Consider the following 14,341-nt stretch of genomic DNA (forward strand, 5'->3'; position numbering starts at 1 on the left):
CCGGCCCGCACGAGCATGACGATAGTCAACGCGCACCTGCTACCCGCGCCCGGCGGAGGACATCCGCACCGGGACCGATAGGCTGGCGATCCCATGTCCGAAGCCTCCGTTCCCCGTGCCGCCGCCGACCGCCGCGAACTCACCGCCGCGCAGCGCAACGCCGTCGCCGAACTGCTCCGGGTCTCGCCGGTCGCCGACGAGCTCGGCCGCCGGTTCGCGAAGGCCGGCCACGAGTTGCACCTGGTGGGCGGTTCGGTGCGGGACGCCCTGCTCGGCCGGCTCGGCGAGGACCTCGACTTCTGCACCGACGCGCTGCCCGACCAGACGCTGCGCATCGTCCGGGGCTGGGCCGAGTCGATCTGGGAGACCGGCCGCGAGTTCGGCACCATCGGCGCCCAGCGCGACGGGCTGCGGCTGGAGATCACCACCTTCCGGGCCGAGGCGTACGACCAGGTCACCCGCAATCCGGTGGTCAGCTACGGCACGGACCTGACCGAGGACCTGAAGCGGCGGGACTTCACCATCAACGCGATGGCGGTCAGCCTGCCCGAGCACCGGTTCACCGATCCGCACGGCGGGCTGGCCGATCTCGCGGCGAAGGTGATCCGGACCCCGGCGTCGCCGCAGGAGTCGTTCCGGGACGACCCGCTGCGGATGCTCCGGGCCGCCCGGTTCGCCGCCCAGCTGCGCTTCGCGGTGCACCCGGACGTGCACGCGGCGATGACCCGGATGGCCGCCGACCTGGACCGGATCACCGCCGAGCGGATCCGCGACGAGTTCACCAAGCTGCTCTGCGGCGCCGACCCGGTGACCGGGCTCCGGTTGCTGGTCGACACCGGGCTGGCCGACCGGTTCCTGCCGGAGCTGACCGGCCTGAAGCTGGAGATCGACGAGCACGCCCAGCACAAGGACGTCTACGAGCACACCCTCACCGTGGTGAGCAACGCGGTCTCGTACGAGGAGGACGGCTGCGACTTCGTGCTCCGGATGGCCGCGCTGATGCACGACGTCGGCAAGCCGGCGACCAAGGCGGTCGGCCCGGACGGCCGGGTCAGCTTCCACCACCACGAGGTGGTCGGCGCCCGGCTCACCAAGGCGCGGATGAAGGCGCTGCGCTACCCGAAGGACGTCACCGCTCAGGTGACCGCGCTGGTCGCGCTGCACCTGCGGTTCTACGGCTACGGCCGGGGCGAGTGGACCGACTCGGCGGTGCGCCGCTACGTCGCCGACGCCGGTGACCTGCTGCCGCGGCTGCACAAGCTCACCCGGTCGGACTGCACCACTCGTAACCGGCGCAAGGCGGCCCAGCTCGCCGCCGACTACGACGCGCTGGAGGAGCGGATCGCCCGGATCGCCGCCGAGGAGGATCTGGCCCGGGTCCGCCCCGACCTGGACGGCAACGCGATCATGGAGCTGCTCGGCGTACCGCCGGGGCCGGTGGTCGGCCGCGCCTGGAAGCACCTGAAGGACCTGCGCCTGGAGCGCGGCCCGCTGGACCGCGAGACGGCCGAGGCCGAGCTGCTGCGCTGGGCCCGCGACGAGGGCCTGCGCGACTGAGCCGACGCGGAGGGCGCCGCCCCCGGGGAGCGACGCCCTTCGCCCTACGGTCGGCGCTACTTCGCCTCGACCGCGGTGCCGTCCACCGCCGGCTTGCCGTTGCCCGACGACGACGCCGAGCCGAGCTTCGCCAGCAGGCCGGTCAGGTCGATGCCGGTCAGGTCGCTGCCCAGTTGGAGCCCCTGCGCCACGTTGCCGGCCACCGACTTGGTCAGCGAGGAGGCCCCGTCGGTCGAGATGACCGTCATCTTGTCGATCGCGCCGATCGGCGCGCTGGCCGCCTCGACCACCTGCGGCAGCACCTTGACCAGCAGGTCGAGCACCGCCGCCTCGCCGTACGCGGCGAACGCCTCGGCCTTGCGGGCCATCGCGTCCGCCTCCGCCTGCCCCTTGGCCAGGATGGCCGCCGCCTCGGCCTGGCCCTCCCGCTCGACCGCCTCGGCGATCGCGGAGCGCCGCCGCTGCTCGGCCTCGCCCTCCTTGGCGCCCTCGATCGCGTTCGCCTCGGCCAGCGCGGCCCGCCGGGCCCGCTCGCCCTCACCGGTGAGCCGGGCCTGCTCGGCGGCGGCCTGGGCGGCGGCGATGACTGCCTGCCGCTGCGCGTCGGCGTTCAACACCGCGGCGTTGCGGGCCGCCTCGGCCTCCTGCTCGACCTTGTACCGGGCGGCGTCCGCCGGCTTGCGCACCTCGGTGTCCAGTTGGCGCTGCTTCAGCTCGGCGTTGCGCTCGGCCACCTTCTGCTGCTCGGAGAGGATCGCCTGGTCCCGCTCGGCCTGGGCGAGCGGCCCGGCGGCGGCGGACTTCGCCTTGGCCGCGTCGATCTCCGCCTGGATGGCTGCCTGCTTGAGCGCCAGGTTCCGGTTGGCCTCGGCGATCGCCTCCTCGGCGAGCAGCCGCTCCTGCTCGGCCTGCTGCCGGGCCCGGGCCTCGGCGATGGCCGCGTCCTTGAGCACCCGCGCGGCCTCCGGCCGGCCCAGGTCCTGCAGGTAGGAGCCCTCGGCGAGGATGTCCTGGAGCTGGAAGGTGTCCAGCACCAGGCCCTGGTTGGTCATCGAGTGCTCGGCCTCCTCGGCCACCGCGCTGGCGAAGGCCGCCCGGTCCCGGATGACCTCCTCGACGGTGAGCCGGCCGACGATCGAGCGCAGCGCGCCGGCGAGCACCTCCCGGGTGAAGTCCTCGATCTCGTCCTGCTGGTGCAGGAAGCGCTGGGCGGCCGCGCGGATGGCGTCCTCGGTGCCGCCGACCTTGACGATCGCGACCCCGTGCAGCTCGGTACGGATGCCCTGCTTGCTCACCGCGCCCTTGATCCCGACGTCGATCCGGCGGCTGGACAGGTCCAGCGACTGGAGCTTCTGCACCACCGGCAGGACGAAGACCGAGGCGCCGAGCACCACCTTCTGCCCGGACATGTCGGTCGACCGGCCGCCGTCGGCGGTCTGCGTGGTGCGGCCCTTGCGGCCGGTGACGATGAAGGCCTCGTTCGGCCCGGCGACCTTGATCCGGGAGAGCACGAAGAGGATGAGCACGAGGACGAGGAGGACCGCGCCGCCGATGGCGATGAGAAGGGGCATGTGACCGTCCTGTTTCTTTATGAGGGGGTTCAGTAGGTCTCGACGTGCACGCTGGTCTCGCTGAGCGCCTCGACCACGAAGATCTGGGCGCCGACCGGGATCGGCCGGTCGGCCCGGGCGTTGAGCTTCACCGGCTGGCCGGCCACGCGGACCCGGACCTCGCCGTAGCCGTCGACCGGCACCGGGGTGACCACCAGGCCGAGCGCGCCGACCAGGTGGTGGCGGTTGGGGGTCGCGTCGGTGGGCATGTCGCGGGCCGCCCGGCCGAGCCGGGCCGCCACCCACGCGGTGGGCACGGCCGCGAGAACTCCGCCGGCCACCGCCGCCGCGATCGCGCCGGGGCCGCCCCCGCCGAGCAGTTCGTTGACGATCGCGGCGCCGAAGCCGAGCGCCCCGACGAACCCGGCGACCGCCTCGACCGACACCGGACCGTCCAGATCGGGTTGACCGAAGTGGAGCAGTTCGGTGCCGAGCAGCGCGAGCGCCAGCACCCCGACGCCGATGCCGCCGATGATGAGGAAGAGCAGGGTCCCCGTGGCCACGACCCGCACGGTATCGATCCCGCGCAACGTCCCGGCCGGTCGCGGCGGGTGTCCGACAAGGAATCTAGCTGTTGACAAGATCGCGCCGATCGGTGCATCTTGACAATGACAAGACGGAGGTTTCCATGTCCGAGGCAACCCGCACCACCGCCGGCGTCCTGCTGATCACCGTGGTCGCCGTCGCGTACGGCGGCCTGACCCTGCTCACCCACCTGGCCCGGCGCAAGGCCGGCTACCTCGACAACCCGGTCCGCCGGGGGCTGTGGACCGCCGGCCACGCCCACGCCGGGGTGCTGGTGCTGTTCGCGCTCGCCGTGCTGCCCTACGTCGACCAGGCCGACGCGTCCGACGGCACCCGCACGCTGATCCGGTCGCTGCTGGTCGCGGCGCCGATCCTGATGCCGCTCGGCTTCTTCCTCTCGGTGGTCCGGCCGCAGGACACCCGGCCCAACAAGCTGATCTGGCTGACCGTGGCCGGCGGGGCCTGCCTCGTCGCCGGCGCGCTGCTGCTCGGCGTCACCCTGCTCTGAGCGCCGGCCGGAGCCGGGGCGGCGTCAGCCCGGTAGGGGCGCCGCGGCTCCGCCAGCCCGCTGCGCGCACCAGGGCCTCTCGACCGGGACGCGGCACCGGGCGGCTGCCGGCGGGATCTGTCGGACCGGTGGACGACAATGGGTGGATGCGCTGGACCGTGCTCGACTCGCCGATCGGAGAGTTCTCCGTGGCCACCGACGACGACAGCGTCCGCGGTACGCGTTTCGGCCGGGTCGCCGGCGCCGCCGACGAGCCGGGCGACGGGTTCTCCCGCCGCGCGGTGGCGGAGCTGCGGGCCTACTTCGCCGGCGAGCTGACCGAGTTCAGCCTGCCGGTGGCGGCGCCCCGGGGCTCCGACTTCGAGCGGGCGGTGTGGCGCGAGATGACCCGGATCCCGTACGGCGGCATGCTCACCTACGGCGAGGTGGCCCGGCGGGTGGGCGATCCCGGCGCCGCCCGGGCGGTCGGGGTGGCCTGCAACCGCAACCCGGTCCCGGTCATCGTGCCCTGCCACCGGATCGTCGGCGCCGGCGCCAAGCTGGTCGGCTTCGGCGGCGGTCTGGACCGCAAGCGCTTCCTGCTCGAACTGGAGGCCCGGGTCGACTTCGAACGCTCCCTGCTCGGCTCCGGCTGACCCACCGGCGGCTCCCGGCCGGCCGGAGAGCACGCGAGCCGTCGGGCCGGCCGGAGACACGCGAGCCGTCGGCCGAACGGATCGGGAGCGACCGATCGGTCGATGCGACGGATCACGCTCGGCGCTGAGGATCGAGGCGTCTGATCCGCCCGACCTCGACGGGGGCTTCCCATGAACGACAGGCAGGACAGGACCGTCAACCGCCGCCGGCTGTTGCGCCGAGCGGGCACCGTCGCCGCGGGGATCGCCGGCACCGGGGTGGTCGGGGCAAGCGCCGCCGGCCCCGCCCAGGCCGCTCCCGGGGACCCGGTCCTGCAAGGCCGGGACAACGACGCCGTGGACCAGACCACGACGTTGCGGAGCGCCGCCACGGGCGCCACGCTGCGGCTGGAGAACGCCAGGACGACGCCGTACCCGAACGACATCACGCTGGCCGAGCCGGCGCTGCGGCTCGCCCCGAGCGGCGACACTCTTCCGCCGACTGCCGAGGTCGGCTCGATCGGCATGAACAGCGCCGGCACGCTGCTGGCGGTCTCCGGCCGGTCCGACGGGTTCAGCATCGTCGACTTCGTCTACACCAGCGGCACCGCCAGCCGGATCGTCCCGGTCACGCCGCAGCGGGTCATCGACACCCGCACGCCGATCGGGCGGGCCCGGATCGAGAACCGCACCGGCAACCTGGACAGCTCCGGCCGGCTCCTGGCCGGCCGGACGATCCACGTCAACCTGGGCGACTACGTCTTCTTCGGTGAGGGCGTGTTCGGCAACGTGACCGTCACCGGTCCACTCGCCGCCGGCTTCCTCCAGATCTTCCCGGAGGGCACGCCGCGCCCCGCGGAGTTCTCCACCATCAACTTCCAGGCCAACCAGACGCTGTCGAACGCGTTCTTCTCGGGCGTCAGCAACAACCTCGACCTGGTCTCGGTCTACACGCTGAAGACGACGCACGTGATCATCGACGTGGTGGCGTTCGTGATCAGCTACGGCGAGGTGAACCCGATGTTCCAGCCGATCTCCGGCGGGGAGCGGTTGAGCGCCGAGGCGCTCGCCGCCCGCCGGGCGGAACGCGCGGCCGCGGCCCGGCGGAGCAGGCCCCGCTGGAGCTGACGGCCGGTCCCCGTACCCGATCGACCGGAACACGCGAGGGCCGGGTCCGTGCGGACCCGGCCCTCGGCGGTGCTGGTGGTCAGCGCGTCAGCGCTCGACCTCGCCGGCGATGAACGCCTCGACGGCGGCGTGCGCGTCGTGGTCGGCGTACTGCACCGGCGGGGACTTCATGAAGTACGACGAGGCCGACAGGATCGGGCCGCCGATCTTCCGGTCCAGCGCGATCTTCGCGGCCCGGACCGCGTCGATGATGACGCCGGCCGAGTTCGGCGAGTCCCACACCTCGAGCTTGAGCTCGGCGTTGAGCGGGGTGTCGCCGAACGAGCGGCCCTCCAGGCGGATGTACGCCCACTTGCGGTCGTCCAGCCACGGCACGTGGTCGGACGGGCCGATGTGCACGTCGCTCTTGCTCATCTCGTGCGGGATCTGGGAGGTCACCGACTGGGTCTTCGAGATCTTCTTCGAGACCAGGCGGTTGCGCTCCAGCATGTTCATGAAGTCCATGTTGCCGCCGAAGTTGAGCTGGTACGTGCGCAGCAGCTCGACACCGCGGTCCTCGAAGAGCTTCGCCAGCGCCCGGTGCACGATGGTGGCGCCCACCTGGCTCTTGATGTCGTCACCGACGATCGGCAGGCCGGCGTCGGTGAACTTCTGCGCCCACTCCGGGTCGGAGGCGATGAAGACCGGCAGGGCGTTCACGAACGCGCAGCCGGCGTCGATCGCGGCCTGGGCGTAGAACTTGTCGGCCTGCTCGGAGCCGACCGGCAGGTAGGAGACGACCACGTCGACCTGGGCGTCGCGCAGCGCCTTGGCCACGTCGACCGGCTCGGCGTCCGACTCCTCGACGATCTCGCGGTAGTACTGCCCCAGACCGTCGAAGGTGGGGCCGCGCTGCACGGTGACGCCGGTCGGCGGCACGTCGCAGAGCTTGATGGTGTTGTTCTCGCTGGCCACGATCGCCTCGGCGAGGTCCATGCCCACCTTCTTGGCGTCCACGTCGAACGCCGCGACGAACTGCACGTCCGAAACGTGGTAGTCGCCGAAGGTGACGTGCATGAGACCCGGGACGCGGTCGTTCGGGTCGGCGTTCCGGTAGTACTCCACGCCCTGTACCAGGGACGAGGCGCAGTTCCCCACACCGACGATGGCGACGCGGACGGAGCCCATAGCGTCTGCCTCCTTCTTCTTCATCACGGCCGCTCTTTCCTGGACTCTCCAGGCGGAGGCGGGCTGGTGTCTTCTCGTCGGCCGCCGGCCGTCCCGGGCTGCGGGACCGTCGGGGCACGGCCGGAGCGCTCGTTGGCGATGAGCTCCTCCAGCCAGCGAACCTCGCGCTCACAGGCCTCCAGCCCGTGGCGTTGCAGTTCCAGGGTGTACGCGTCGAGGCGCTCGGCCGCCCGGCCGAGCACGTCACGAAGCCCTTCGCGACGCTCCTCGATCTTTCGCCGGCGACCCTCCAGGATGCGCAGTCGGGTCGCCTGGTCGGTCCGGGCGAAGAACGCGAAGTGCACACCGAAGCCCGTGTCGTCGTACGTCTCGGGCCCGGCCTGTGCGATGAGTTGGGCGAAGCGTTCCTTGCCCTCCGCGGTGATTTTGTAGACCACCCGACCTCGTCGGCTGGTCAGCGCGGGAACCTCCTCGGCGGTGGCGGGTGTCTCGGCGGCCTCGGCGATCCAGCCCGCCGCCTGGAGCCGCCGCAGGGTCGGGTAGAGCGAGCCGTAGCTGATCGCCGCCCGGATGGCTCCGAGCTTTGCGGTCAACTCCTTGCGCAGCTCGTAGCCGTGCATCGGAGACTCCTGCAACAGGCCGAGGATGGCGAGCTCGAGCACGGACCACCCTTCCCTTACCCTGTGCGGGGAGTGCTAACCGCCGCGATGTATCGGACCGATACATCGCACGTTAGCGGTTCACCGTGATCAGGGCAAACCCCCAATCCGAGTTCCTGTCGTCACGCATCGTCACCACGGTCGCCTCGTCAGGCGAGACCGCGTACCCTTCTCCGCATGCGTACGCAGCGCCAGGTCGTCGACTACTCGCTCCAGAAGCGGGCGGTGCTGCGTGAGCTCCTCGCCGGGCGGGTCGGCACCTACGACGTCTGCGACGCCTCGCCGTACCTGAAGAACGCTGCTCGGTTCCACGGTGAGCCGACCGACGAGCGGTGCCCGATCTGCCGGAGCGAGAACCTGATCCACGTCCACTACATTTACGGGGACGAACTCAAGCAGTCCGCCGGCCAGGCCCGCACCCTGGCGGAACTGCCCGTGCTGGCGATGACGCTGCGTGAGTTCCAGGTTTTCGTGGTGGAGGTGTGCCTCGGCTGTGACTGGAACCATCTCGTCGAGCAGTTCCTGCTCGGGCGGGACGGGCTCACCGGTGGCGGCGAGGGCGGGCCGGACCAGGACGCGGTGGGTGGCGGCAACGCCGCGGCCACCGCGCCGGCCACTCGACGGAGGCGAGAGGCGCAACGGTGATCCCAGCTGGATCGGTTGACCCGGTGGAGGAGAGCTGGGGCGACCGACAGCTCGTTGGTCCGAATGGCCCGATTGATACGGAACTGACACCGGCTGATCGGCACGTGTGTGCCGCCGTGGCGGGTGTCTCAACTCACGGCAACCCGGTGGCGGCGCATCCGCGCTCCACCGCGACCGGCAGGGTGTGAGGAATGAACTCGTACGGCGATCCCAGTTCTTCGCGTGGGCGGGCCCAGATCCCGGGCCAGAACGGCGACCCGGGACGGGCGGACGACGCGTACGGCCGCGGTGGTGAGCCGCGCGCGAACGGTTGGGCGGCCGCGGACGGTTCGGCCCCGGCCGGCCGGGCCTCGGTGGGGCCGCGGGGCGGGGCGGGTGGCCGAGCCTCGGTCGGCGGTTCGGCCGCTGTGCCCCCGCGCGGCGGCTCGGCGGCGGGTTCCGCCTCCGTCGGGCGCGCCGGCCGGGCCTCGGTCCCGGTCTCCCCGGCGCCCGGCGGTGGCCGGGCGGGCGCGGGTCGGGCCTCGGTGCCGGTCTCCCCGGCGCCGGGCGGCCCGGCCGGGCGGGCCACGGTCGGAGCCGCCGCGGTGGGTGCGGCGTCGGCCGGGCGGGCCCGGGTAGGCGGGTCGGCGGCGGTGGCCCGGGCCAGCGTGTCGCCGGTCTCCGGCGGGCCGGGTGGCCCCGGCGGGCCGACCGGTCCCGGTCGGGGTGGTCGTGGCGCGGGTGACCCGGCCGCGGCGGCCCGGGCGCGCAAGCGCAAGCGGATGAACATGCTGATCGCCGGCTTCGCGGTGTTCATCATGCTGGCCGGCCTCGGCGTCGTGGGCTTCACCTACTACTCCACCAACGTGGTGCTGCCCGAGGACACCGACCCGCCGCAGGCGACCACCATCTACGCCTACGACAACAAGACGATCATCGCCAAGCTGGGCGAGGAGAACCGCACCCTGGTCACCATCGACCAGATCCCGCAGCACGTGCAGGACGCGGTGGCGGCGGCCGAGGACCGGAACTTCTACAAGCACTCGGGTGTGGACTACAAGGGCATCGCCCGGGCCGCGTGGAACAACTTCACCGGCGGCGACAAGCAGGGCGCCTCGACCATCACCCAGCAGTACGCCCGCAACGCCTACGACAACCTGAACGACGACACGTACGCGCGGAAGGTGAAGGAGGCGATCCTCGCCTCCAAGCTCAACGACAAGTACACCAAGCCGCAGATCATGCAGCACTACCTGAACGTGATCTACTTCGGCCGCGGCGCGTACGGCATCCAGGCGGCGGCGCAGACGTACTTCAAGAAGGACGTCAGCAAGCTGACCGTCGCCGAGGGCGCGGTGCTGGCCGCGCTGATCAAGCAGCCGCAGGCCACCGCCACCCACAAGGGTTACGACCCGGCGGTCAACCCGACCGACGCGCAGGGCCGCTGGCAGTACGTCATCGACGGCATGGTCGCCGAGGGCTGGCTGGACGCGCCCGGCCGGCCGCAGCGGCCGACCGAGTACCCGAAGAACATCCAGAAGCCGAACAAGGGCGCCATCGGGGTGGACTTCGGCGTGAACACGCCCCAGGGCAACGTGATCAACTACGTCCGGGACGAGATGCGCGAGAAGGGCCTCTGCGTCGAGAGCGAGGCCGACGTCACCGACGCCAAGCCGCTCTGCTCCCAGGCGCTGATGGCCGGTGGCTACCGGATCCGCACCACCATCGACAAGAAGATCCAGGACGCGGCGGTCGCGGTCGCCCAGCGCAAGGCCAAGGATTCCGAGCTGAACGGCCAGCCGGCGAACCTGATGGCGGCGGTGGTGGCGGTCGAGCCGAAGACCGGCCGGGTGCTCGCCTACTACGGCGGCGACAACGGCACCGGCACCGACTACGCCGGCAAGAACATCGACTCCAACGGCAACGTCACCGGCGGCCACTCGCCGGGTTCGAGTTTCAAGATCTACACGCTGGCGGCGGCGCTCAAGGAGGGCAAGGCGCTCGAGTCGCGCTGGAAGGGCCGGGCCTTCACGCCGCCGAACACCAAGTTCAAGGTCAGCAACGCCGGTGTCGACAACCCCTCCTGCGGCAATTCCTGCACGCTGAAGGTCTCCACGCTGAAGTCGCTGAACGTGCCGTTCTACCACGTGACGGAGGACATCGGGCCGGACAAGGTCGTCCAGATGGCCAAGGACGCCGGCGTCACCATGATGTGGGACACCAAGGATTCGAAGGCGTACGACCTGGTCAAGGCCGACCCGAAGGAGCTCGCGCCCAGCCCGTTCTTCCACGTCATCGGCTACGGCCAGTACCCGATCACGGTGCTGGACCACGCCAACGGGGTCGCCACCTTCGCCAACCAGGGCGTCTACCACAAGGCGCACTTCCTCTACAGCGTCGAGAAGCTGGACAAGAACACCGGCAAGTGGGTGAAGGTCCCCGGCGGCGGCGAGAAGCTCAAGGGCGAGCAGCGGATCCCGAAGGACGTCGTGGCCGACGTGACCTCGGTGCTGGAGCAGTACCCGGCCCAGGTCAACCACCGGCTCGACGACGGCCGGAAGGCCGCCTCCAAGACCGGTACCTGGGAGCAGAAGCCGGACAGCCCGGAGAACGGCGACGCCTGGATGATCGGCTACACGCCGCAGATCGCCACCGCGGTCTGGGTGGGCAACGTCAAGGAGCGCAAGCCGCTCAAGATGAAGAACGGCACCCGGATCAGTGGCGGCAACCTGCCGGGCACCATCTGGGAACGGTTCATGGACGAGGCGCACAAGGTCAAGGACTGGGACAAGCTCGACTTCCCGCCCGCGGCCAACGTCGGTGACCCGGAGTCCGGCAACGGCGAGGCGCCGCCCCCGCCGACCGTCCCGCAGAACCCGCCGGGCTGCCCGAACCCGCTGAACCCGTTCTGCCCGCGCGACGGCAACAACGGCGGCGGCAACGACGGTGGTGGCAACGACGGCGGCGGCAACGACGGTGGCGGCAACAACGGCGGCGGTGGCAACAACGGCGGCACGACGAACCCGTTCGGTGGCGTCGGGGGCGGACTGTTGCCCAGCACACCACCCCGCACCACTGCGGGCTACTGAGGCCGGGAACGCCGCCGGCGGCCGGAGAGATCCGGTCGCCGGCGGCGTTTCGCGTCCCCGCCACGACGTGAGAGGGGCACGCGGGGCCGGCTCGTGCGGCAGGATGCGGTTTCATGAGCACGAGTGGAGTGGACGGTCATCCCGGTTCCCCACGCGGGCGGGCCCGGATCCCGGGTCGCCACGGCGATCCGGCGCCGGCGGACGCGTACCGCCGCACAGGCGGTGAGCCGCCCGGGCGGGTCGGACCGGCGGCCGAGGGTACCGCCCCGGTCGGTCGCCCCGGCAGGGTCCCGATGCCACCCGCCGCTGGCGGTCGGGCCGGGCGGGCCACGGTCGGTGGCGCCCCGGCAGGTGCGGCGCCGGCCGGGGGACGGGCCCGGGTCGGCGGTTCGGCGGCGGTGGGCGCTCGGGCGTCGGTGGCCCGGGCCACCGTGCCGCCGGCCGCCGGCGGGCCGGGTGGGCCGGCCGGTCCGGTCGGTCCCGGCGGCGGCAGGCGCGGCGCGGGCGGTCCGGCCGCGGCCCGGCCACCCAGACGCAAGCGAAAACGGCTGAACACGCTGGTCGCGGGGTTCGCGGTCCTCATCATGCTGGCCGGGCTCGGCGTCGTCGGCTTCACCTGGTACTCGACCCGGGTGGTGCTGCCGAACGAGGTGCCGCTGCCGCTCTCCACCACCGTGTACGCCGCGGACGGCAAGAGCATCGTGGCGAAGCTCGGCAGCGAGAACCGCACGTTCGTCACCATCGACCAGATCCCGCAGCACGTACAGGACGCGGTGGCGGCGGCCGAGGACCGGAACTTCTACAAGCACTCGGGTGTGGACTACAAGGGCATCGCCCGGGCCGCGTGGAACAACTTCATCGGCGGCGACAAGCAGGGCGCCTCGACCATCACCCAGCAGTACGCCCGCAACGCGTTCGACAACCTCCAGGACGACACGTACGGCCGGAAGGTGAAGGAGGCGATCCTCGCCTCCAAGCTGAACGACAAGTACACCAAGCCGCAGATCATGCAGCACTACCTGAACGTGATCTACTTCGGCCGCGGCGCGTACGGCATCGAGGCGGCGGCACAGACGTACTTCAACACCTCCGCGGCGAAGCTGACCCCGGCGCAGGGCGCGGTGCTCGCCGCCCTCATCAAGCAGCCCGTCGCCAGCCAGACCCACCAGGGTTACGACCCGGCGGTCAACCCGACCGACGCCCGGTCCCGCTGGCAGTACGTCATCGACGGCATGGTCGCCGAGGGCTGGCTGGGCGTGCCCGGCCGACCGGACCGGCCCACCGAGTACCCCAAGGTGCTGCCCCCGCCGAAGGACGGCAACGGGTTCGGCGTGAAAACCCCGAGCGGCAACGTGGTCAACTACGTCCGGCAGGAACTGGAGCAGTGGGGGATCTGCTCCGACTCCGGTGCGCCGGGGAAGCCGGCCTGCGTCGACGAGCTGCGCGACGGCGGCTACCGGATCAAGACCACCATCGACTGGAGGCTGCAGAAGGCGCTGGAGGCGGCGGCCCAGCCGGACAGGAAGGGCTCGGTGCTGCACGGGCAGCCGAAGAACCTGATGGCCGCGGCGGTCTCCATCGACCCGGGCAACGGCCGGGTGCTGGCCTACTACGGCGGCGACAGCGGCGCCGACTTCGACTACGCGGGGAAGAACACCAACGCCAACGGCGATATCGTCGGCGGGCACCCGCCGGGCTCGTCGTTCAAGGTGTACACCCTGGCCGCCGCGATCGACGCCGGCATCTCGGTCAAGTCGCACTGGGACGCCACGCCGTTCAAACCGAGCGGGTTCAAGGACAAGGTGCAGAACGCCGGCCGGGGCGCGGGCGTGTGCGGCAAGTGGTGCACCCTGGAGGAGTCGACGATCCGGTCGTACAACGTGCCGTTCTTCCACGTCACCGAGGAGATCGGCCCGGACCGGGTGGTGGAGATGGCCAAGCGCGCCGGGGTCGGCACGATGTGGACCGTCGATCCGCCCAAGCCGTACGACCTCACCGCGTCCGAGGCGGCGGAACTCGCGCCGCGCCGGTTCGACCGGGTGGTGGGCTACGGCCAGTACCCGATCACCGTGCTCGACCACGCCAACGGGCTGGCCACCCTGGCCAACGACGGGAAGTACAACAAGGCGCACTTCGTGCTGTCGGTGGAGAAGCAGGACAAGACCACCGGCGAGTGGGTCAGCGTGCCCGGCACCGGGGAGAAGCTGCACAAGACCGGCGGCCAGCAGCGGATCCGCGCGGAGGTGGCCCGCGAGGTGACCGCGGTGCTGAAGGAGATCCCGGAGAAGAACAACGCCGACCTCGACGGCGGCCGGGACGCCGCCGGCAAGACCGGCACCTGGGAGCACAACGGCACGCCGCGCAACGCGCACGCCTGGATGGTCGGGTACGACAGGAACGTCGCCACCGCGGTCTGGGTCGGCAGCCGGGACGCGAAGAAGCCGACGATCGTCGACGACGACGGCAACGACATCGGTGGCAGCAGCTTCCCGGCGAAGCTGTGGAAGCGGTACATGGACACCGCGCTCAAGGGCAAGGCCAACGCCGACCTGCCGACCGTCACCGGAATGGGTGACGCGGACACCGGCAACGGCACCGAGCCGGCCCCGCCGTCGCCGCCACCGATCCAGCCGTCGACGCCGCCCGGCTGCGACCCGCTCTGCCCGCCGGACGACGACGGCAACGGCAACGGCAACGGGCCACCGACCGTCCCAACCCTTCCGGCCACCCCGCCACCGGTCGGCATCGACGGGACCGGCGGCGGGCTGTTGCCCACCACCCCACCCCGCACGACCCGGGGGTACTGACCCCACCGACGCCGCCGGCGCCGGCCGACAGCACCGGCCGCCGGCGGCGTTTC

11 protein-coding genes are annotated in these 14,341 nt (G+C 71.7%); 7 read left to right on the forward strand and 4 right to left on the reverse strand.

Annotated elements, in window-relative coordinates:
- Positions 1 to 93 precede the first annotated feature (93 nt).
- Positions 94 to 1,557 (forward strand): CCA tRNA nucleotidyltransferase, encoded by a 1,464-nt coding sequence (locus Q3W71_RS28200; protein WP_302922494.1) that lies wholly within the window; start codon positions 94 to 96, stop codon positions 1,555 to 1,557.
- Positions 1,558 to 1,613: 56 nt separating this feature from the next.
- On the opposite strand, the gene Q3W71_RS28205 is transcribed toward Q3W71_RS28200, so the two are convergent.
- The gene (locus tag Q3W71_RS28205) at positions 1,614 to 3,128 is read right to left on the reverse strand and encodes a flotillin family protein (RefSeq protein ID WP_302922495.1); all 1,515 of its coding nucleotides are present in this window, start codon (positions 3,126 to 3,128) and stop codon (positions 1,614 to 1,616) included.
- Between the two features lie 29 nt (positions 3,129 to 3,157).
- The gene (locus Q3W71_RS28210) at positions 3,158 to 3,679 is read right to left on the reverse strand and encodes a hypothetical protein (protein ID WP_302922496.1); all 522 of its coding nucleotides are present in this window, start codon (positions 3,677 to 3,679) and stop codon (positions 3,158 to 3,160) included.
- 116 nt (positions 3,680 to 3,795) lie between these two features.
- Between Q3W71_RS28210 and Q3W71_RS28215 the strand changes: the two genes are divergently transcribed.
- The 3 genes from Q3W71_RS28215 to Q3W71_RS28225 all read left to right on the forward strand — a co-directional run bounded on the left by Q3W71_RS28215 (position 3,796) and on the right by Q3W71_RS28225 (position 5,942).
- Positions 3,796 to 4,200 (forward strand): hypothetical protein, encoded by a 405-nt coding sequence (locus Q3W71_RS28215; RefSeq protein WP_302922497.1) that lies wholly within the window; start codon positions 3,796 to 3,798, stop codon positions 4,198 to 4,200.
- 146 nt (positions 4,201 to 4,346) lie between these two features.
- Entirely contained in the window at positions 4,347 to 4,835 is a 489-nt protein-coding gene (locus Q3W71_RS28220; protein WP_302922498.1) for a methylated-DNA--[protein]-cysteine S-methyltransferase, read from the forward strand.
- A 171-nt stretch (positions 4,836 to 5,006) separates the two neighbouring features.
- Positions 5,007 to 5,942 carry a hypothetical protein gene (locus Q3W71_RS28225; RefSeq protein ID WP_302922499.1) on the forward strand — a complete coding sequence of 312 codons (936 nt, stop codon included), beginning with the start codon at positions 5,007 to 5,009 and terminating at the stop codon, positions 5,940 to 5,942.
- 87 nt (positions 5,943 to 6,029) lie between these two features.
- Here Q3W71_RS28225 and Q3W71_RS28230 read toward each other — a convergent pair whose 3' ends face one another.
- Together Q3W71_RS28230 and Q3W71_RS28235 are read right to left on the reverse strand one after the other, a co-directional pair.
- Complete coding sequence (locus Q3W71_RS28230; protein WP_302922500.1) at positions 6,030 to 7,109, reverse strand: inositol-3-phosphate synthase; 1,080 nt, start codon at positions 7,107 to 7,109, stop codon at positions 6,030 to 6,032.
- A 23-nt stretch (positions 7,110 to 7,132) separates the two neighbouring features.
- Positions 7,133 to 7,771, reverse strand: coding sequence for a PadR family transcriptional regulator (locus tag Q3W71_RS28235; RefSeq protein ID WP_088996671.1), 639 nt, complete (start codon positions 7,769 to 7,771; stop codon positions 7,133 to 7,135).
- A gap of 174 nt (positions 7,772 to 7,945) precedes the next feature.
- Between Q3W71_RS28235 and Q3W71_RS28240 the strand changes: the two genes are divergently transcribed.
- The 3 genes from Q3W71_RS28240 to Q3W71_RS28250 all read left to right on the forward strand — a co-directional run bounded on the left by Q3W71_RS28240 (position 7,946) and on the right by Q3W71_RS28250 (position 14,288).
- On the forward strand, positions 7,946 to 8,413 hold the full coding sequence (locus tag Q3W71_RS28240) for a DUF5318 domain-containing protein (protein WP_302922501.1): 468 nt from the start codon (positions 7,946 to 7,948) through the stop codon (positions 8,411 to 8,413).
- Between the two features lie 191 nt (positions 8,414 to 8,604).
- Complete coding sequence (locus tag Q3W71_RS28245; RefSeq protein WP_302922502.1) at positions 8,605 to 11,481, forward strand: transglycosylase domain-containing protein; 2,877 nt, start codon at positions 8,605 to 8,607, stop codon at positions 11,479 to 11,481.
- A 113-nt stretch (positions 11,482 to 11,594) separates the two neighbouring features.
- Complete coding sequence (locus tag Q3W71_RS28250; RefSeq protein WP_302922503.1) at positions 11,595 to 14,288, forward strand: transglycosylase domain-containing protein; 2,694 nt, start codon at positions 11,595 to 11,597, stop codon at positions 14,286 to 14,288.
- The last annotated feature ends 53 nt before the right edge of the window (positions 14,289 to 14,341 follow it).

The sequence above is a fragment of the Micromonospora sp. C28SCA-DRY-2 genome (genome assembly GCF_030519475.1).
Taxonomy (GTDB): domain Bacteria; phylum Actinomycetota; class Actinomycetes; order Mycobacteriales; family Micromonosporaceae; genus Micromonospora.

What these genes read in the sequence shown, in the direction of transcription:
- Q3W71_RS28200 (WP_302922494.1), top strand. Translation starts at nt 94, where the DNA reads ATGTCCGAAGCCTCCGTTCCCCGTGCCGCCGCCGACCGCCGCGAACTC.
- Q3W71_RS28205 (WP_302922495.1), bottom strand. Translation starts at nt 3,128, where the DNA reads ATGCCCCTTCTCATCGCCATCGGCGGCGCGGTCCTCCTCGTCCTCGTG.
- Q3W71_RS28215 (WP_302922497.1), top strand. Translation starts at nt 3,796, where the DNA reads ATGTCCGAGGCAACCCGCACCACCGCCGGCGTCCTGCTGATCACCGTG.
- Q3W71_RS28220 (WP_302922498.1), top strand. Translation starts at nt 4,347, where the DNA reads ATGCGCTGGACCGTGCTCGACTCGCCGATCGGAGAGTTCTCCGTGGCC.
- Q3W71_RS28225 (WP_302922499.1), top strand. Translation starts at nt 5,007, where the DNA reads ATGAACGACAGGCAGGACAGGACCGTCAACCGCCGCCGGCTGTTGCGC.
- Q3W71_RS28230 (WP_302922500.1), bottom strand. Translation starts at nt 7,109, where the DNA reads ATGGGCTCCGTCCGCGTCGCCATCGTCGGTGTGGGGAACTGCGCCTCG.
- Q3W71_RS28240 (WP_302922501.1), top strand. Translation starts at nt 7,946, where the DNA reads ATGCGTACGCAGCGCCAGGTCGTCGACTACTCGCTCCAGAAGCGGGCG.
- Q3W71_RS28245 (WP_302922502.1), top strand. Translation starts at nt 8,605, where the DNA reads ATGAACTCGTACGGCGATCCCAGTTCTTCGCGTGGGCGGGCCCAGATC.
- Q3W71_RS28250 (WP_302922503.1), top strand. Translation starts at nt 11,595, where the DNA reads ATGAGCACGAGTGGAGTGGACGGTCATCCCGGTTCCCCACGCGGGCGG.